The sequence below is a fragment of the Streptomyces sp. HUAS TT7 genome, assembly GCF_051550175.1.
GTDB lineage: Bacteria > Actinomycetota > Actinomycetes > Streptomycetales > Streptomycetaceae > Streptomyces.
Map to the genome: position 1 here is coordinate 1,481,424 of NZ_CP196175.1, position 17,641 is coordinate 1,499,064.

The 17,641-nt window shown below is 67.3% G+C and carries 16 protein-coding genes and 1 tRNA gene; 9 read left to right on the top strand and 8 right to left on the bottom strand.

Features of this window, described 5'->3' with window-relative positions:
* Nucleotides 1-39: 39 nt before the first annotated feature.
* Complete coding sequence (locus ACSHXC_RS06405; protein ID WP_438290625.1) at nt 40-705, bottom strand: hypothetical protein; 666 nt, start codon at nt 703-705, stop codon at nt 40-42.
* Between the two features lie 103 nt (nt 706-808).
* Here ACSHXC_RS06405 and ACSHXC_RS06410 point away from each other — a divergent pair, with 103 nt between their 5' ends.
* From ACSHXC_RS06410 to ACSHXC_RS06420, 3 genes are all read left to right on the top strand, one after another.
* Entirely contained in the window at nt 809-1,144 is a 336-nt protein-coding gene (locus ACSHXC_RS06410; protein ID WP_438290626.1) for a hypothetical protein, read from the top strand.
* A gap of 977 nt (nt 1,145-2,121) precedes the next feature.
* Nucleotides 2,122-3,234: a helix-turn-helix domain-containing protein gene (locus ACSHXC_RS06415; protein ID WP_438290627.1), complete on the top strand. Its 1,113-nt coding sequence runs from the start codon at nt 2,122-2,124 to the stop codon at nt 3,232-3,234.
* A gap of 3 nt (nt 3,235-3,237) precedes the next feature.
* Nucleotides 3,238-4,401 (top strand): hypothetical protein, encoded by a 1,164-nt coding sequence (locus tag ACSHXC_RS06420; RefSeq protein WP_438290628.1) that lies wholly within the window; start codon nt 3,238-3,240, stop codon nt 4,399-4,401.
* A gap of 14 nt (nt 4,402-4,415) precedes the next feature.
* Here the strand turns inward: ACSHXC_RS06420 and ACSHXC_RS06425 are convergent, their stop codons facing one another.
* The 3 genes from ACSHXC_RS06425 to ACSHXC_RS06435 form a co-directional block, all read right to left on the bottom strand.
* Nucleotides 4,416-5,033: a hypothetical protein gene (locus ACSHXC_RS06425; RefSeq protein ID WP_438290629.1), complete on the bottom strand. Its 618-nt coding sequence runs from the start codon at nt 5,031-5,033 to the stop codon at nt 4,416-4,418.
* 571 nt (nt 5,034-5,604) lie between these two features.
* Nucleotides 5,605-5,820, bottom strand: coding sequence for a DUF6243 family protein (locus ACSHXC_RS06430; RefSeq protein WP_438290630.1), 216 nt, complete (start codon nt 5,818-5,820; stop codon nt 5,605-5,607).
* A gap of 480 nt (nt 5,821-6,300) precedes the next feature.
* Nucleotides 6,301-7,287, bottom strand: coding sequence for an MsnO8 family LLM class oxidoreductase (locus tag ACSHXC_RS06435; RefSeq protein ID WP_438290631.1), 987 nt, complete (start codon nt 7,285-7,287; stop codon nt 6,301-6,303).
* A gap of 189 nt (nt 7,288-7,476) precedes the next feature.
* On the opposite strand from ACSHXC_RS06435, the gene ACSHXC_RS06440 reads away from it, so the two are divergent.
* The 3 genes from ACSHXC_RS06440 (at nt 7,477) to ACSHXC_RS06450 (ending at nt 9,100) form a co-directional block, all read left to right on the top strand.
* Nucleotides 7,477-7,770 carry a hypothetical protein gene (locus ACSHXC_RS06440; RefSeq protein WP_438290632.1) on the top strand — a complete coding sequence of 98 codons (294 nt, stop codon included), beginning with the start codon at nt 7,477-7,479 and terminating at the stop codon, nt 7,768-7,770.
* A 255-nt stretch (nt 7,771-8,025) separates the two neighbouring features.
* Nucleotides 8,026-8,331 (top strand): hypothetical protein, encoded by a 306-nt coding sequence (locus ACSHXC_RS06445; RefSeq protein WP_438290633.1) that lies wholly within the window; start codon nt 8,026-8,028, stop codon nt 8,329-8,331.
* Between the two features lie 496 nt (nt 8,332-8,827).
* Entirely contained in the window at nt 8,828-9,100 is a 273-nt protein-coding gene (locus ACSHXC_RS06450; protein ID WP_386158330.1) for a hypothetical protein, read from the top strand.
* Between the two features lie 23 nt (nt 9,101-9,123).
* On the opposite strand, the gene ACSHXC_RS06455 is transcribed toward ACSHXC_RS06450, so the two are convergent.
* Nucleotides 9,124-10,158 (bottom strand): IS110 family transposase, encoded by a 1,035-nt coding sequence (locus ACSHXC_RS06455; protein ID WP_438290634.1) that lies wholly within the window; start codon nt 10,156-10,158, stop codon nt 9,124-9,126.
* A gap of 324 nt (nt 10,159-10,482) precedes the next feature.
* On the opposite strand from ACSHXC_RS06455, the gene ACSHXC_RS06460 reads away from it, so the two are divergent.
* The gene (locus tag ACSHXC_RS06460) at nt 10,483-11,328 is read left to right on the top strand and encodes an IS5 family transposase (protein WP_438290635.1); all 846 of its coding nucleotides are present in this window, start codon (nt 10,483-10,485) and stop codon (nt 11,326-11,328) included.
* Nucleotides 11,329-12,031: 703 nt separating this feature from the next.
* On the top strand, nt 12,032-13,720 hold the full coding sequence (locus tag ACSHXC_RS06465) for a recombinase family protein (protein ID WP_438290636.1): 1,689 nt from the start codon (nt 12,032-12,034) through the stop codon (nt 13,718-13,720).
* On the opposite strand, the gene ACSHXC_RS06470 is transcribed toward ACSHXC_RS06465, so the two are convergent.
* Nucleotides 13,685-13,769: transfer RNA gene (locus tag ACSHXC_RS06470), tRNA-Leu, on the bottom strand. The two genes, ACSHXC_RS06465 and ACSHXC_RS06470, sit on opposite strands and share 36 nt — an antisense overlap.
* A 110-nt stretch (nt 13,770-13,879) precedes the next feature.
* A complete protein-coding gene (locus ACSHXC_RS06475) occupies nt 13,880-14,347 on the bottom strand; it encodes a hypothetical protein (RefSeq protein WP_438290637.1) in 468 nt (155 codons plus the stop codon).
* A gap of 167 nt (nt 14,348-14,514) precedes the next feature.
* Between ACSHXC_RS06475 and ACSHXC_RS06480 the strand changes: the two genes are divergently transcribed.
* A complete protein-coding gene (locus tag ACSHXC_RS06480; RefSeq protein ID WP_438290638.1) occupies nt 14,515-15,831 on the top strand; it encodes a DUF2254 domain-containing protein in 1,317 nt (438 codons plus the stop codon).
* Nucleotides 15,832-15,870: 39 nt separating this feature from the next.
* On the opposite strand, the gene ACSHXC_RS06485 is transcribed toward ACSHXC_RS06480, so the two are convergent.
* Entirely contained in the window at nt 15,871-17,436 is a 1,566-nt protein-coding gene (locus ACSHXC_RS06485; RefSeq protein ID WP_438290639.1) for an aldehyde dehydrogenase family protein, read from the bottom strand.
* Nucleotides 17,437-17,641: the final 205 nt, after the last annotated feature.

A 17,641-nucleotide genomic window follows, 5' to 3' on the forward strand; every position in this document is an offset into this window, starting at 1 on the left:
GTGGGCGGCACACCATCCGGTGTGCCGCCCACACCAGTCTTACTGAGTGGGATCCGGCAGGCCCGCGGCAGGCAGCAGCCCCGCCTCAATGTCTCGGCGCGGCAGCCGCAGGCCCAGATGTTCTCCCACCGTGCGGAAGACGCGGGGAAGGAGATCCTCGCCGTGCCACACCACACCAGCCCTGCCCAGCGCCTCATCCAGCGCGGCAACCTTGCCCGTCGGGTCTTCGCGCCCGGGGTAGTCCAGCAGGCTCTCCTCACCGATCCCCATGCTCCACACCTCCCCGTCGCCCGGTGAGTACACCAGCTTGGACGGGGCCTGATGGCGGTTCAGCGTCACGCACACCAGCTCCTCACCCCGGCGTGGCATCGCGTCCCCCACCTCTTCGATCCAGTCGAGGTACCACGTGGCGCACAAGAAGTCCTCCAGCAGGAACGTCCACTCCCCGCTGGTGCCGAACATGCACTGCCAGTCCTTGTAGTCCTCCGGTGACCACTGCGCAGCGATGTCCTTGTACAGGACCCCCCGCTCCAGCACGTCCCGGTCCGCTCCCATCCGCACCAGGAAATCGATCGGGGCTGCGCCGCGTACCGCGGTAAGAGAGATGCTGCCGCGCATCCCGGACACTCCGCCCTCGGCGCCCCTGGCGTCATCGGCATGGTGCCCGATCCACGCCAGACCGTGATCCGTCTGCTCTTGCGTCATGGCCGCCACGGTAAAACATCACGACACCGTCTGGTGCCCCAGGTGGACTCAATTGGTCGTCGTGACACCTCGATCGGCACTCCAGGCCGCGGTCGTTGAACCCGTGGATCGCGTCGCGCACGGTATCCGGATCGGCCGCGACCAGCGAGGCGGAGAAGCGATTGCGGCCCTGGGCCACGAACTGCGCCACCTCGTCGACGCCTCCGTGTGCACCGCGGCCTTCCCGGACGCCCTGAACCGTCTGGCGGACGACGTTCGCGCCCTCACCAGACAGCTCACCGGCCCCCGCCGCCGGCCGTCCGACATCCCCGAGGTGGATGAATTCCCGAGCGGAGTACGGATGTACAGCCCCGTCACCGGCCTCGGCAGCCCGCTCGCACCGCCAATGCGGGTGACCCACACCGACGACGGCGTCACTGGACGGTGCCATCTCGGTTAGGGCTGCCGCACACGACCCCGCGACTGTGGACAGCTCGCACCGAACTGCCGCCCATAGGCAGTTGGTAACCACACCGCCGGAACACACGACCACGCCGCAGAAAACGAGAAGCCATGACACCCGCCTCCGGTGAAGAGAAGTTCTTCCTCCACATTCGGAGCGTTGGCCGTTGGTGTATCAGCAAGCGGATCACGGCATTCGGAGTGTGATCACCTCGCCGTCACGAGGCGCTATGTCGTACTGCTGAACAGCGCACCACCTCCAGGCTTGGTGACAGGTGGTCCTGAGCGGGGTACTTGCAGCCGTCCAGGCGTGGCTGCTGCCTGGGTGAGGGGGAGCGTCACACCTGGCGAGGTGTCCGGAGGGGTCAGGGAGGGCAGGCGCCTCCCCGGCCGATTGCGATCAGTCGGTTGCCGTACCAGGCCAGGGCGGGGGTTTCCAGGGTGCGGGCCTGCAATCGCTCGCAGCCGGGTTCGGCAGCTCAACTGCAGGCGCCAGAAGGCGTTGCGTGACGTGATCAGCCAGTTGGTCAACTCCACGGTGCTCGTGTACTCCTCGCCGATGTCGCCGACGCCGCCGAACACGGCATCCACCGGATCTGCTCCAACGAACAACTCCCATGGTCTTTCCTCGCCCACACCGGACTGGCAATCCATCCCCAACCACCTCAGAAGTAACGAGAGGCTTAGCAGGAACGCACCCCGCAGCTTTGCGGTTCGGGCCGAGCCAGCGTCAGGCTCACCACGGATCGTCTCCTCCCCCATCCGCCCCAAGGCAGGAGGGCGACAGTACGGCCCCGTTGGGTGCTCCCCCAGAAGCTGTCTACCAACACCAGCCGTGGAGCTCGGAGTTGAGCTGTCAGTGGCGCGTGATATCCCTGAAGGCACCACACTCTGCGGATCATATGCGGAATATTTTGAGGGATATAACCGTGTATCCTCAGCAGAGTTGAGACTTGCCAGGGATGGGGGTGGACCGTGAGTGATCAGAAGGAGTTGCTGGCGGATCCCGCCATGCTCGCCTTGGCGCGCGACTCTCGGGGGTGGACCCAGTCCGAGCTTGCCGAGCGGATGTCGCACGTGGAGGGCAACCGCATCTCACAGGGGTACGTAAGCCGGGCCGAAGCCGGACGCATCCCGGTCCGGGCCGATCGGGTGCTCCTGTTCGCCGCCGCGCTTCGCTTCACCCCCGAGATGCTGTGCCAGGCCGCTGATACGGCCGGGGTGGGCATCGGGCTGATGCACCACCGGAAGCGGGCCTCGCTGGGTGCCCCTGCGCTGCGCCGGATCCATGCGACGCTGGCGCTCACCCGCCTCCAGGTCGAAGCGGTGACGCAGGCGGCAGCCCTCCGTCGCCCCCACCGGTTCAGGCCCATTGCGGTCAACGATTTCGACACTCCCGCGGACGCCGCGGAGACGGTACGCGAAGAGTGGAACGTTCCCTCCGGCCCCATCGACGACCTGGTCGCGCTGCTCGAAGACGCCGGCGCCCTGGTCGTCGTCCGCGATCTGGGCACCACCGACCTCGACGCCGTCAGCCAGTGGCCGCACGACCGGACGCCGCTGGTACTCCTCAACTCCACTGCGTCTGGAGACCGTTCACGCTTCAGCCTCGCTCACGAGCTGGGCCATCTGATCATGCACCGCGAACCGGGCGAGGGACGCACACAGGAGACCCAAGCCGACCGGTTCGCCGCCGAGTTCCTCATGCCGCACAAGGTGATCCTGAGCGAGCTCAAGCCCGGTATCGACATCGCCCGCCTCATCGACCTCAAAGCCCGCTGGGGGGTCTCCATGGCCGCTCTCATCCGGCGGGCCGTGGACCTGGGCGTGATCAGCGAATGGCAATACCGCACGCTCATGGTCGAGTTGTCCGCACTCGGCTACCGCACCAACGAACCAATCGCCATCCGGCGCGAGACCCCGCGCCATATCGCTCAGGCCGTCACCCGGCTTGAGGAACAGCACCACCTCAGTGCGACCGAGACCGCTCACCTGGCGGGCCTGGGCCGTGAGGAGTTCCACGAGATCTACTTGTGCGCTTCTTCTCCGTCCGGACACAAGGACGTGCCGGACCCTTCTGCGAGGTGATTCATGAGCAACGCCCCCGGTCCCAGGCGGCGACCGCCCGCCGTGAAGACGCTCGACCACACCGTGGCCGCGGTGCCGCTCCTACAGGGACGCGTACTGCTCCACGAACACGCCCAGTACACTCCCCGACCTCGCCGGGCCCTCAATGACGGCCTGAGCGGCGTGGTCATGACCGGCGCCAACGCCGACGCACGCGCCTTCCAGCTCCGCGCCGACGTCGGCTACCAGGGCACGCTGCTGATCGACAGCGCCGTGTACACCACCTACACGGCAACGGCGGAGGAGCCGTTCATGGTTCCCCCCGACGAACTGTTCGGCGCCGTGGACGACTCCTTGGACTTCCAGAAGGCTCGGGGAGCAAGCGCAGCACTGACACCCACCGGCTACATACCGCCGGCGAACTCCCGTGCCCTCAAGGCAGTACTGCGGGAAGCCAGCCAGATCGAGCGAGCGGACACCCTGGTCTCCTTGCCGATTGATGTCACCTGGCTGAACCGGGAGAACATCGGGCAGCTGATCGCGGTCTGCGCCAAGATCCACCACCCCAAGGCCATCATCCTCTTTCGCCAGTTCGACCCGCTGGAACAAGCGAAGGACATTCCGGCCAACCTGCGGCGGCTGTTCACCGAGGTCGAGCACATGGTGCTGCTACGCACAGACCTCGCAGCTCTCGACGTGATGGCGCACGGCGCCCTCTGCGCAGGGATCGGCGTTCAGAGTTCGCTCCGTCACGCGATACCGCCCGACGAGAAGGCCCGGACAGGCAAGCGCGGTGGCGGGCCCACGTTCCCGCACGTGCTGATGCCGCAGTTGATGTGCTTCAAGGGCGCCGAGTCGCTGTCCACCCTCTACGCCAACGCAGATCCAGCAGCCTGCGCCTGCGAGGAGTGCAACGGGCGCAGCCTCGACCGCTTCTTCCTGTCCGACGGAGAAACGCGGCGTGAGGCTGACAGCCACAACATTTTCACCTGGAGTGAATGGGTCAGCGATATGGCCGGCTACCGGGCGGGCACCGAGCGCAAGACGTGGTGGCGCAACAAATGCGCCGCAGCTGTCGACCGCTACGCCCTGGAAAACCAGCGCATCGGGCAGGGAGCTGCCCCCAGGTCCGGATTCCAAGTACCCGCGCCGCTCAAGGCATGGGCGACGCTGCCCGTCATGCCATAGCCGAACGCGAGACCTCAGGCCAGCTGGCGGTGGACGTCTTCCAGGAACTTCCAGCCGGCAACCGTATGGCGCCTGCGCACGAAGGGACTTGGCGGCACAACAACCTCGACCGCAGCCCCCTGAACGTGCAGCAATCCAATGCCGTAGAAGTCAGCGCGCATCACCGCCTCGTCCTTGCGCCGCAACACACCATCGATCAATACGGAACGAGCTGTGAACGGTGTGAACCGCTCGGCCTGCTCCATCGCCGACTCCCAGCGGCGTCCGGGCACCAACACCATGTCGACGTAGACCGGCTGGGTGGCCAGACGGGTAATCAATCCATCGCGTCGGACCACCGCCCCCTTCGGGAGGCACTTCAATGCCCGGCGCTCCCTGTCGCTCAGTGATCCGGCAGGAACAGGCTCGCCGAGTGGCAACGCCATCAAGAGGTTCAGGGCATCCGGTCGCGTCAGCGGAGCCATCCCCTCCGCTGCCCGTCGCTCCCGCTCTCGCGACTCGAAGCGGTAGGCCGCGACGGCCTTCACCCCAAAGGCTTCAACAACCGCCAGGCTCGCTTCGCGGGGTACAAGATCGCCAGGAGCCAGCGCTCCCGCAACCACACCCAGGGGCTCTCGTGCCGCGATTGCCATCGACCAACCCGCTCTCGTCCTGCACCGACGCTCTCCCCAGCAGGGCTGTACGCACTCATCCTTACCGCTTGCCCCGCGCCACCGGAAGCAGCCTCAACAACAAAACCAACCGCCCTCGACCGGCCCCAGACACAGGAACGCGTCCAAACGAACGGCAAGGCCAGTACGGACACCCGTGCGATCATCAGCCGCCTCCCGGATAGCTCCGCATCGGCCATCCGCCACCCTCTCGCTGCGCAATCTGCATCCACAACAGGTCGCGGACGGGCAACTCCGACCTTAGCCATCCCGCGGCACAATACCTACAACTGTTCGAATTGTTGGGCGTATCCCGCTCGCGGGAAAGCACCTACGCCCAAGCCGCGGCCGCCCCCTGCCACGTCATCGGCTCCGTAGGCAGAACCCCCGCCGAAACCGGCCGACGGGGGTCAACATCTGTCACAGGCGCCCCTAATAACGGGGGGTCGGTAGACACCGTCCTGACCAGGTTGCTGAGATGCGGGTGCTCGGCCGAGAGCTGAGCGGGATCGGCTGCGCCCTACCCCATGCGGTGGCGCCTCGCGGCGGTGCGTCAGCTCTGTGCGGTGTCGTCGCCCGTCTGCCCGGCGCTCTCGGCTGCGCCCGCCTTCTCGCGCATCTTGCGCACCAACTCCGCCTTCTGGTCGGCGGCACCCTGGCGGTCGAGGTTGCGGTGCGGACCGTTGTTTTGCCGTTCGGCGCGGGACAGCCTCTTGCGCTGGCCGCCGCCCTGGCCCACGGGGTTGTTGATGTTCTTGCTCACGGTCACGGGTTCTCCCGGTAATGATGGAAATGATCTACGAATGCATCGGTGGGGGACGAGCGCGGCGACGTCGGCGGACGTCAGCAGGGGCCCATCACGCGCTCACTCGCAAATCGGCGTTTGGAAGAACATGACCAAGACGTTACCCGGTTCCGTCGGCCCCGCACGCCAAGTTCTTCGCCGTCCCGGCGTTGGCCGGTCCTTTGGCGAGCGCCCGTGGTCAGCCGTTTCCTTCCAGCCAGCTCGCGCCCATGCCCCCTCACATCACAAAGCATCGCCAGATGCCCGGCGGGGCCTCAGCGACCATCACGTGTCATGGCCCCTATGAGCGGGGTCCTGGCTGTAGCCGTCCGACCAGGTGGAAGACCTCCCGGGCCGCATGGCGCTTGAGGCAGTGGACGATCGCGCGTTGGGTCTTGCCCTCGTTGATGCACCGCTCGGGTCAGCCCTGGTGGGCGGGACGGACGGTTCGGTGCGGCGCGGTTGTCACGGTGCTTTCATGGCTTCGCAGTGCTTCTTGATGAGGTCGTACGAGCGCACGCGGGCGTCGAGGTCGTAGACAGGTGTGGTCAGCATGAGTTCGTCCGCTCCGGTCTCGGCGGCCAGTTGCGCGAGTCGGCGTACGACGGCCTCGGGCGTCCCGCACGCCTGCTGTGTACGGAAACCGGCAAGCGCCTGTCGCTCCTCCGCCGTGAAGGGATGGGTGGCGGCATCCGCGGGCGTGGGGAAGGGAATCTCGCTCAGACCTTTGAGCAGACCGGCCTTGACGACATTCATGGGCCCGGCTCGCCACGCCGCTTCCTTCTCTGTCTCAGCGCATATCGCCTCCACGCACACCATCACACGCGGCTGCTCGCACCAGCGGGACGGGATGAACGCCGCCCGGTAGCGCTCCAGCACCGTGAAGGTGTTCTCGGGCCGGATGTGGTGTGCGACGGCGATCGGCAGGCCGAGTCGCGCGGCGAGGGCGGCACCTGCGGTACTGGAGCACAGCAGCCACGGCTCCGGCAACGGGCCGAGTGCCACTTCGTCGACCAGAGAGGACAGGATCGCGGCGACGTCGTCGTGGTACTGCGCGTCCGTCGCCGGTCCGGCTCCGCGGCGCAGTTGCCGCGCGGTGGCCTCGTCGAAGGTGCCGGGGCCGCGGCCGATACCCAGGTCGATGCGGTCCGGGTGCAACGCGGCCAGTGTTCCGAACTGCTCCGCCAGCGTGATGGGCGCGTGGTTGGGCGCCAGCACTCCGCCCGACCCGAGCCGGATGGCTGAGGTCGAGGCCGCCGCATGAGCGATCAGCACCGCGGGTGGGAACGCGCCGATCGCGGGCGAATGGTGGTGCTCGGCGTACCAGATCCGGTGATACCCCAGCAGTTCGAGCCTGCGCGCGAAGGCAGCGGTGTCACGCAGGGCCTCCACGCCATGCGTCCCCGCTTCGACCACCGCGACTTCCAGCGCTGAAATCGGCACATCGATCATGCCGTCAGCATAGGGAAGGGATCGGTGTGCGCCTCAGGTGCGGTGGTCTCCACTGCCACGGCGCCCGGGCCACTGGGTGAGGTCCGTGCGCCAGTTGCCTCCGGTCCGAGACCGCCACGCCGGCCGACCGCATCAGTCGCTACGTCCGCCTCGTCGCACTGCCCGACAGGCACGAGGTCGAAGCCGTCCGTGGACCACCTGCTCCACCAGCACCTCATCGAGGTGCTGGAACACCGTCTTCAGCAGTTCCTCACACAGGCCAAGTGTCATAACCCGCATGACGGAGTGTCACCAACGCACGGGCGCATGATCGGCTTCACGGAAATCTTGGCACAGCCGATTGCCGCTGTCCGCCATCACGCTTCCCACGCTGTCGGAGATCGTTGCCCGCGGTACGCGGCGCGCGACGTCGTCGAGATGCGCCGTCATGAGACGAACTCGGCGACGCCGCACGGGAGTTTCGTCGGCGCCCTGCGGCAGTGACGAAGAGCCTGGATGACGCACGCTCGTGACGCGGCCACACGGGTGGTTCTGTGCGGAGCGCCTACGCCCGCGTCCGGCTTCTTGATGCCCTGGCCGTACAGGGAACTTGGGCCGGCCGCGGAGCCGGCACCCCTGCTCGGGGTCAGACGATCCGGCGCGCCGACAAACAGATCTCAGACACCTGCACATTAGCCTCTCGTCACGTTGTGACGTGGCGGAATTGCGTACGCGTCCGCTTCAACGCTTGGAGAAGATATGCGCAAGCCTCGAAAGACCGCTGTCGTAGCCGTCCTCATCAGCGCCATCGGCTTCCTCGGCACCGGCACGGCCTACGCCCACGGAGACGAACACGAGCATCACGGCAAAGAGACCAAGACGCTCGTCGTCAACCAGAGCAACGAATGCAGCACGGTCGAAAAGAACGAGGACGTACAGGGCCAGTCCGGGGTCCAGAACGGCCTGGAGGGCAACCGGTCCGGCGGCAAGGGCTCGCCCGGCACGCAGAACACCCACGTCGGCTCAAGCCAGGGCTGCGACAACACCGTCGTCTTCGGCAAGTAGTTCACCCGGGTCCCGGCTCCGGGGCGGCGGCGGGGAAGGCGGATCCGCAGCCGACATCGACGAAGTGCGGCTCGGACAGTACGAATCCGCCCTGAGCTCGGGGCGCGATGCGGTGGCCGTCTCACGGACTGCGCGGAACGGATTCAGAAGCCGTTGTCCTGTCGATCATGAGCGCGATGTGATCGGAAACGGGAGTGGGGCGGGTGGATCCGGCCGTGGCGTGCACGTGCAGACTGCCGTGATCGGGATTCTGCACTCCGCCGGGTTCACTGTGGTACGGGACGACCAGGACCCGCTCGTCCTGCTGATCTGGCCGGGCCGACCTGCATGACCCGTTGGCTTGTCGGGCCCCGTCGGGATTTCCGTTCCGGCGGGGCCTTCAATATCCAAAACACTTTGCCCTTCACCACAGAGGCAGGGGACCTACCTGATCTGCCGAACTGGGGAATCGGCAGGCCGAATCTTCTTGCTGCGCACGGATGACTCAGGAGAGCTCGTGACGTACATATACCTCCAGATTCAGGCCAACGACGAAAAGACCAGCATTCCGCACGCTCCGGAAGAAGTCATCGCCGAGTGGCACGCGCTGGCGGTCGCAATATGCGGTGAGTTGCAGCACGTGGGGCTCCCCCGCTTACGTGAACACTCCACCGCATCGGGCGAGCGGCGGGCTGGCGCGTGCGTTTCTGTCGCACAACAGACGGTCCTGCAGGCGGTGTCTCCGTGGCTTGAAATCCCGGTGAATCGCTGGCTGAGAACTCCACCCTGACCGGTCAGAATCAAGAGCGCCGTTCACGAGCAACCCGTATCCCGCCGCCTTTGGACGAGGCGGTAGACCTCCCGCGCCACATACCGCTTCAGGCAGCGAATGACCTCGCGCCGAGTCTTCCCCTCTGCCACCCGCCGCTCGTAATACGCCTGGGTGCGCGGGTCCCAGCGCAGCCGGGTCAGCACGATCCGGTACAGAGCAGCGTTCGCCTGCCGGTCGCCACCTCGGTTGAGCCGACGATGGCATCTGCTTCCCGAGGAATACTCCACAGGACTGCCCCGCACAATGGCGGCAAAGGACGCTTCACTGCGCAAGCGGTCGGCATTGTCCCCCATGGTGATCAACAGAACGGCGGCGCTGTGCGGCCCGACCCCCGCCAAGGCAAGCAACTCGGGGTAATGCCGCTCGATCAACTCCGCCAGACGCCTCTCCAGTTCCCGGGCCTGCACGGTGAGCTGCTCGATGCGCTCAGCCAGGGAGCGCAATGTGAACCTCGTGGCCCGCAGTACAGAATCGCCACCCGCGTCATCGTCGCCGAGCTTTACGCACGCGTGAATCAGTGCTCGACGGCTCAACCCTGCCAGCTCTTCCCGCAGTGCCGGCTCCGCGGTGACCAAGACGGCTTTGATCTGATTGGTAGGCTGCCTAGAGGCTTTGACGGCGGAGTTCCTGGCCACGTTGTACATGCGGGCAATCTCCACCGGCCCGTTCCCTGCTTTCACACGGGAGTACGCGCGGCCATTGAGCACGGCACGGGCGGCGGCCTGCGCGTCGCCCTGATCAGACTTCCTCCGTCGACGACGAGCTGAACGGCCCGGTCCAGGGACCTCGATCACGTCGATCCCCTGCGACAGCAGATACCGGGACAGCCCCGCCCCGTAGCTGCCCGATCCCTCCACCCCGGCACGCCGAACAACACCCAACTGGGCTGCCCATTGGGCAAGTTGGAGATATCCGATTGCGGTGGCCGCGAAGCTCTGTACAGCGAGGGGCTTCACCGTCAGCGAGATCACGGCGGCTACATGCGTATCCCGGTGTGTGTCGACACCAAGAATCACCTCGTCCGCATCCGCGGGACCGTTGTGGGAGACGGTGTTCGCAGTGATCGTTCCTCCACCACCGTCGGTAGTTCCAAGTCAGCGTCGCCACTGGCCCGGAGGAGCGGTCGTCAGTGAGACAGTGCGCATTCCTCACGCAAGGCAGAGCTCTAGACACACTCCCCAGGGACAGCCCTGTGCCCACTGCCCTGCACCGGTGATCGACGTAGGATGGTTAGGACACTGCGGTCAGAAATTTCAAGAGCCGGGTCCCGGTTAGTGGGTGTCTGAGAAGTCCCGTTCAGGGCAGGTGAGTTGGTGGTTCCTGCGCTGGTGGAGGCCGGGATGGTCAAGTGGCGACGCGCGTATCCAACGGATCTGTCTGACGGAGAGTGGGCGGTATTGGCGCCGCTCGTACCGCCGCCGAGACCGGGCGGGCGGCCGCCGAAGCATGAGCGTCGGGAGATCATCAATGCTCTGGCGTACTGGGTGCGGGCCGGCTGCGCCTGGCGCCTGCTCCCGCACGACTTCCCGCCGTATCAGACTGTCTACCACTACTGGCGCCAGTGGGGCGTCGAAGGCTGCTGGGAAGAGATCCTGGCGGCCCTGCGGGCGCGGGAACGCACAGGCCAGGGGCGTGAACCGACTCCGAGTGCCGGTGTGATCGACAGCCAGAGCGTCAAGGCCACCGAGCGCGGTGGCTGGCACGGCTACGACGGCGGCAAGAAGGTGCTGGGCATCAAGCGCCATCTCCTGGTGGACACCCTCGGCCTCGTCCTTGCGGTCTGCGTCAGCCCGGCCAACGTGAGTGACCGGGACGGCGCTGCCGTGCTACTGGCCCGCTCCGCCCACAAGTTCCCGCGGCTGCGGCATCTGTGGGCGGACCAGGGCTATCGCGGCGGTGAGTTCCTGGACTGGGTCCGTGAGGAGACCGGAGTCACCATTCAGGTCGTCCAGCGTAAGGACGGCGGATTCCGTGGCACCTGGGCCAAGACCGACGCCCCTCCACGCGAGGTGCCGATCTTCGCGGTAGTTCCGCGGCGCTGGGTGATCGAGAGGAGTTTCGCCTGGTTGGGACGCTACCGACGCCTGTCCAAGGACTACGAATACCTGGCCGCCAGTCAGGAGAACGCGGTCTACCTGGCCACCGTCATGCTCCTGCTGCACCGGGCCGCCAGAGCCCTGCCCTGAACGGGACTTCTCAGACACCCACTAACTACCTCGCCTTGGGGAAGCTTCACCCCCGCCGATGCCAGTGCGACGCGAAAACCGTCGCCCCCACCCGACCGGACACCACCAGCCGAACAGAAAACCGGCCCCCTGGCCCGCCCCGATCTGGTCCGCGTCTTCCGGTATCTTCACCAGCTTCCAAGGCGAGTCAGTTCGCAACCGACCGAGGCCGACGGTTGCTGACATGTCGTCACTCGCCCCTGTGGCGCATTTCATGGGCCAAATTCTCCTTAGAGGGTGGCCACACCTGCCCCTTGGAGATGCCTATGAACCAGCCAGCGCACCCCTCCGCTCCGAGACAGACCGATCGGCAAGAAGTACCTGCTGACCGCTGCTGCGATCGACGGCCTACCGCAGGGAAGCACGCCGATGGCATGCCTGCCGTCACGCCAGACCGGTCTCGGCTCCGCCGCCCAGCCGCCGACCGGACAGGCCGCATCGAAGTGGAACTCCCGCATGAGCCTCCCGCTCTCACGCCCGCGGTCGCGGCCGTGCTCCTGCGGATTCTCGTCTCCGCCTGCGCAAACGGATCCGGAAGCTCCCCACAGCTGCCCTGATCAGCGCCCTGGTTTCAGCGGCCCGCGACTGGCCCTCTTGGCCGACCAGAGGTACCACGGACGACCACCGGCCGCCGGTCGCACCACTATCGCTGCGGGAGTACGACGTGACCCGATTCGCTTTCGCCGGACGCTGCTCGACCGAGGACCTCCAAGACCCGGAAGCCTCCAAGAACTGGCAACTCCTGCGGGCCAAGGGGCTGATCGAGCCGGCCGGCGGCCGGATCGTGGCCGAGTACTTCGACTCCGGCCACTCACGCGCCCTGCCCTGGAAGCGCCGCCCGCAAGCCGCCGCCCTCCTGCAAGATCTGCGCAACCCCCAGCGCGGCTTCGACGCCGTTGTCATCGGAGAGCCCCAGCGCACCTTCTACGGCAACCAGTTCGGCAACACCTTCCCCCTCTTCGTCCACTTCCACGTCCCCCTGTGGGTCCCCGAAGTCGGCGGGCCGATCGACCCCGACAACGAAGCCCACGACCTCGTCATGTCCGTCTTCGGCGGCATGAGCAAAGGTGAGCGCAACCGCATCAAGATCCGGGTGCGCACCGCCATGGCCTCCCAGGCCCAGCTCGAAGGCCGCTTCCTCGGCGGACGCCCGCCCTACGGCTACACACTGGAGGACGCGGGCCCGCACCCCAACCCCGCCAAAGCCGCCGACGGCAAACGCCTGCACCGCCTCGTGCCCGACCACCCCGTGGCCGCGGCCGTCGTGCAGCGGATCTTCGCCGAGTACCTGCGCGGCCTGGGCTACCTGGCCATCGCCATCGGGCTCACCCACGACGGCATCCCCTGCCCCTCCGCCCACGACCGGGCCCGCAACCCCCACCGCACCGGCCTAGCCTGGTCGAAGAGCGCCGTCGCCGCCATCCTCGCCAACCCCCGCTACACCGGCCACGAGATCTGGAACAAACAGCGCAAGGACGAGGTCCTGCTCGACATCGACGACATCACCCTCGGCCACCGCACCAAACAGTCCTGGAACAAGCCCGACCAGTGGATCTGGTCCGCGCAACCGGTCCATGAACCACTCGTCAGCCTGGACGACTTCAAAGCCGCCCAGGCCCAGCGCACCTCACGGCACCAGCAGCGCGACCACCCGCGGCCGCCGCGGACCACCATGCACCCCTACGTGCTGCGCGGGCGAATGCGCTGTTCCATCTGCCGCCGCAAGATGCAGGGCAGCTTCAACAACGGTCTCCCCCACTACCGCTGCCGCTACGCAGCCGAGTACGCCCACACCACCGCCCTCGACCACCCACCGACCGTCTACGTCCGCGAGGACGCCGTGCTCCCCCGGCTCGACGCATGGATCGCCCAGTCCTTCGATCCTGCCCGGCTCGACCGGGCCCTCCGCGAGCTCCAACGCAGTCAGGAAACCACCCTCACCACCGCCCCCACACTTGAAGTCGCCCGCATCACCATCGCCGACTGCGACCGCCGCATCGCCCACTACCGCGCAGCCCTCGACCGCGGCACCGACCCCGAACTCATCACCCGCTGGATCACCCAGACCCAAACCGAGAAAGCAGCCGCACAACGACAGCTCAACGAAACCGACCAGGCCCAGCGCACCGTGCTCACCGAGGACCAGATCCACGAGCTGATCGAACAGCTCGGCGGCATCCACTCCGCCCTCGCAACCGCCGCCCCCGAGGACAAACAGCACCTCTACCTAGCCCTCGGCCTCACGCTGACCTACTACGCAAAAGAGCGGATCGTGACCGTTGAGTCACAACCCGCTCTTCTATGTGCGTATAGCCAGTGTCCGAGGGGGGACTTGAACCCCCACGCCCGATAAAGGGCACTAGCACCTCAAGCTAGCGCGTCTGCCATTCCGCCACCCGGACTAGGTGTTGTCTTCGCGGTGTGTTCCCCGCGGCGACATAGAGAACTCTACCAGGGGTTTGAGGTGCTGTTCACCCGCATATTGCGTGGTCAGGCGAGGCGTCAGCCGGCGTCAGGCCTTGTTCGCCTGGATCCAGTCGTCGTTCGCCTGCCAGGCGTACAGAGTGTTGCCCTCCATGTACGCGTAGTACAGGTCGCAGCGGGCCGCCGCGCGCTGTTCGGCGTGCTTGGGGAACCAGGCCGGCTTCATGGCCGGCGGCTTCGGGGCCGTGTCCGGCTTGTGCGGCTTGCATGTGGTCGGGAGGGACGCCGACGGGAGCTTGGCCTTCAGGAGGCGGTCTCCGCCGGTCGTCTTCATCGCGTACTCGATGCGCTTCGCGTCGTCGGGGAGCCAGCGGGGTACGGAGGCGCGGTCGCCCTTCGCCTCCTTGCCGGAGCTGTAGGAGGCGGCCTCGTCGTGGCGGTTCTGGTACCAGTCCTTCGCGGCCGGTACGGCTACGACCGCGGCGAAGCCGAGGGCCACCGCCACCGAGAGGACGGTGAGGACGACGGTCCGGGTCCTGGTGCGGCCAGCGGACATGGCTCTTGCTCCCTTGGTCGGTTCGGATGTCTGCGCTTTCGTTGTCTTCCATTCTTCTGGCGCGGATGTACGGATTCGTACTCCGTGAGGACCAATGTGTGTACGACTGTGGGACCACACGGCGGCGTGGCGGCATCAGCACTGCGGTGCACGCCTAGCCTCGCCGGGTGAGCAAGGGCAAGGGATACCGGCGGCCGCGTGCGCTCTCGCCGTTGCGGGAGCATCTGCGGGACACCTTCTGGTTCGCGCCGACCGCGGCCATGGTGCTGATCTTCGTGCTGTGGGTCGCAACGAACGAGGCCGACTCGGCCATCGTCCGGGTGCTCCAGGACAGCCAGAGCTTCGACGAGGTCGACGACCTGATCCGGATCGTCAACGACACCAAGCCCGTGATCAACACGGTCAGCTCGGCGATGATGACCTTCATCGGTGTCGTCTTCAGCATCTCGCTGGTCGCCGTGCAGATGGCGAGCGGCCAGTTCACCCCGCGCGTGGTGCGGATCTTCGTACGGTCTCGGATCACCAAGCTGACCTTCGCCGTCTTCCTGGCCACGTTCACGCTGTCGCTGCTCGTCCTCACCTCCTTCGAGAGCGAGACCGACCCCCGGCTCGTGACCACCGTTCCCTTTCTGCAGAGTCTCCTTACGATGCTCCTGGTCACGCTGAGCCTCTTCCTCTTCATCGCGTACGTGAACTCCACGCTGCGGCTCATGCGGGTCGGGCACGTCGTCGACCGGATTACCGGTGAGGCGCTGCGGGTCGTGGACAAGATGCCTCGCGGGGATCTCGGTGGGCTTGGCGTTGGTCCCGAGATCGGTCGGGTCGGATACAGCGGGGAGGCCGGGGTGCTGCGGGATGTCAATATCGCCCGGCTCGTACGGGCCGCTCGGCGGCAGGGAGTCGTGCTCCGGCTCATCCCCCGGATCGGGGACTTCGTGGTGCCGGGCACCCCGCTGCTTTCCGTGCACGGGAGCGACGAGGGCAAGGTGCCTTCGCGGGGCTCGCTGCGCTACACCGTTTCCGTCGGTGTGGAGCGTACGTTCCACCAGGATCTCGGGTTCGGGCTTCGGCAGCTGTCCGACATCGCCCTGCGGGCTCTTTCACCGGCCGTCAATGACCCGACCACCGCCGTCCAGTGCCTCGACCGGATCGTGCAGCTGCTCACCGCGCTGGCGCACCGGCCGCTCGGGGCCGTGGGGCATCCGGACGGGAAGGGCGAGGTCCGGCTCGTCCAGGACGTACCCGACTGGGCCGATCTCGTCGACCTCGGCTTCGCCGAGATCCGGCTCTGCGCGGTCGGAAACCCGCAGGTCACCCGCCGGATCATGGCAGGGCTCGACGATCTGCTCGGGCTCGTTCCCGAACCGCGCCGCGAGCCGTTGCTCCGGCACCGGGAGCTCCTCGCGCAGGCCGTCGAACTCACGGTGCCGGAAGCCGCCGAGCGTACTTTCGCGTTGGAGCCGGACCGGCAGGGCATCGGGTGACATGGCCGTGCCGGTCCGGAGTGATCGGCCGCTCTGTTGTTACGGGATCAGTTGGTACGCCGGGAAGTTGCCCGGGGCCCGCTCTCCTGCCGGGCCCTCCGTTACGGCGCGGACCAGGAGTTCGCCGCCCACGAACGCCCCGTGCCACGAGGCGCCGAAGCCGCCGAACAGTTCCTCGCGGTCGCCGCGCGAGCGGGGTTTGCCTCGGCCCACCTTGAACGCCCTGATGTGCGGGGCGAGTCGGTCGTACGTGTCCGGGTCGTCGGTCGACAGGGTGGCGACCAGCGCTCCGTTGGAGGCGTTCATCGCGGCGAGCAGCTCCGCCTCCGTGTCGACCAGGACGATCGTGTCGACCGGGCCGAACGGCTCCGCGTGGAAGAGGGGCGAGGACGGCGGCGGGTTCAGGAGGGTGACCGGCGGGAGGTAGGCGCTGGTGTCCTGGCCGGGCAGGAAGCGACTGTCGGCCAGGGTTGCGCGGTGCAGCGGGACGGCGCCCCGGTCGATCGCCTCGATCACCTGGTCGCCTAGCTCCTTGACCTTCGCCGCGTTGATGAGCGGGCCGAAGTCCAGTACGGGCAGGGCGTCTTCGGGGTGCTCCACGGCCAGGGGGTGGCCGGTGCGAACGGAGCGTACGGCCGGCAGGTAGGCGGCCAGGAACTGGTCGAACAGGGTGCGCTGGACGACGAACCGGGGGTAGGCGGTGCAGCGCTGCTTGCCGTAGTCGAAGAGTTTGGGGATGACGGAGGAGAGCGCGTCCCAGTCGGTGAAGTTCCAGACTCCCCAGGTGTTGAGGCCCTCCTGTTCCAGGATGTGCCGCTTGCCGAGGTCGGCGACGGCCGTGGCGATACGGGCGCCGGTGTCGCGGCCGCCGACGAAGGACACACAGCCGATTTCCGGGGAGCGGACGAGGGCCTCGGAGAGTTCGCCCCCGCTGCCGCTGACCAGCGTGACCGGGATCCCTTCGCGTACGGCGAGGGCGGCGGCCAGGGTGAGGCAGGCGACGCCGCCGTCGGTCGGGGTCTTCGCGATCACCGCGTTGCCCGCGAGGGCCTGGACCAGCATCGCGTGGACCAGGACCGACATCGGGTAGTTCCAGCTCGCGATGTTGGAGACGGGGCCGGGGAGGGGGGTGCGGTCCTCCAGCATCGTGTCGATGTTGTCGACGTACCAGCGGACGCCGTCGATGGCGCGGTCCACGTCCGCCTCGGCCAGGCGCCAGGGCTTGCCTATCTCCCATACGAGGAGGAGAGCCAGCAGTTCGCGGTGCTCGGTCAGCGCGTCGAGGGTGGCGCCGACGCGGGCCCTGCGCTCGGGGAGCGGGACGTGGCGCCAGGCGCGGTGCTGGTCGAGGGAGGCGCGTACGGCCTGTTGGGCGGTGGGGGCATCCAGGCGGGGCGGGCCTGCGATGGGGGTGCCGTCGACGGGGCCGATGGCGGGGAGTGCGCGGCCGTCCGCGTGCCACTGGCCGGCCCAGAGGTTCAGGACGCGGTCGTCGTGGAAGGCCTCGGGGGCGACGGCTCGGCTGCGCTGCCAGGCGTCCGACCAGGCGGTGCCGGGCTTCAGGGTGAGGGGGGCGGGGTTGGTTGAGCCGGGGGTGGGTGCCATGAGGGTCTCCGCTCTCGGTGCGCTGCTGTCGGGGCGGGGTGGGATGGCTTGTGTTACCGGACGGTAGTGAGGTGGTGCGGGGTTGGGTACGTACTGGGCGTGAAGTATGAGTGACGTCACGTGATCGCGGGGCGGGGTCCGGGGGGGGAGGCTCGGGTGGGTGGGCGCCTGCGGCGGGCTGTTTCCCCACCCCGCCCCTTCCCGA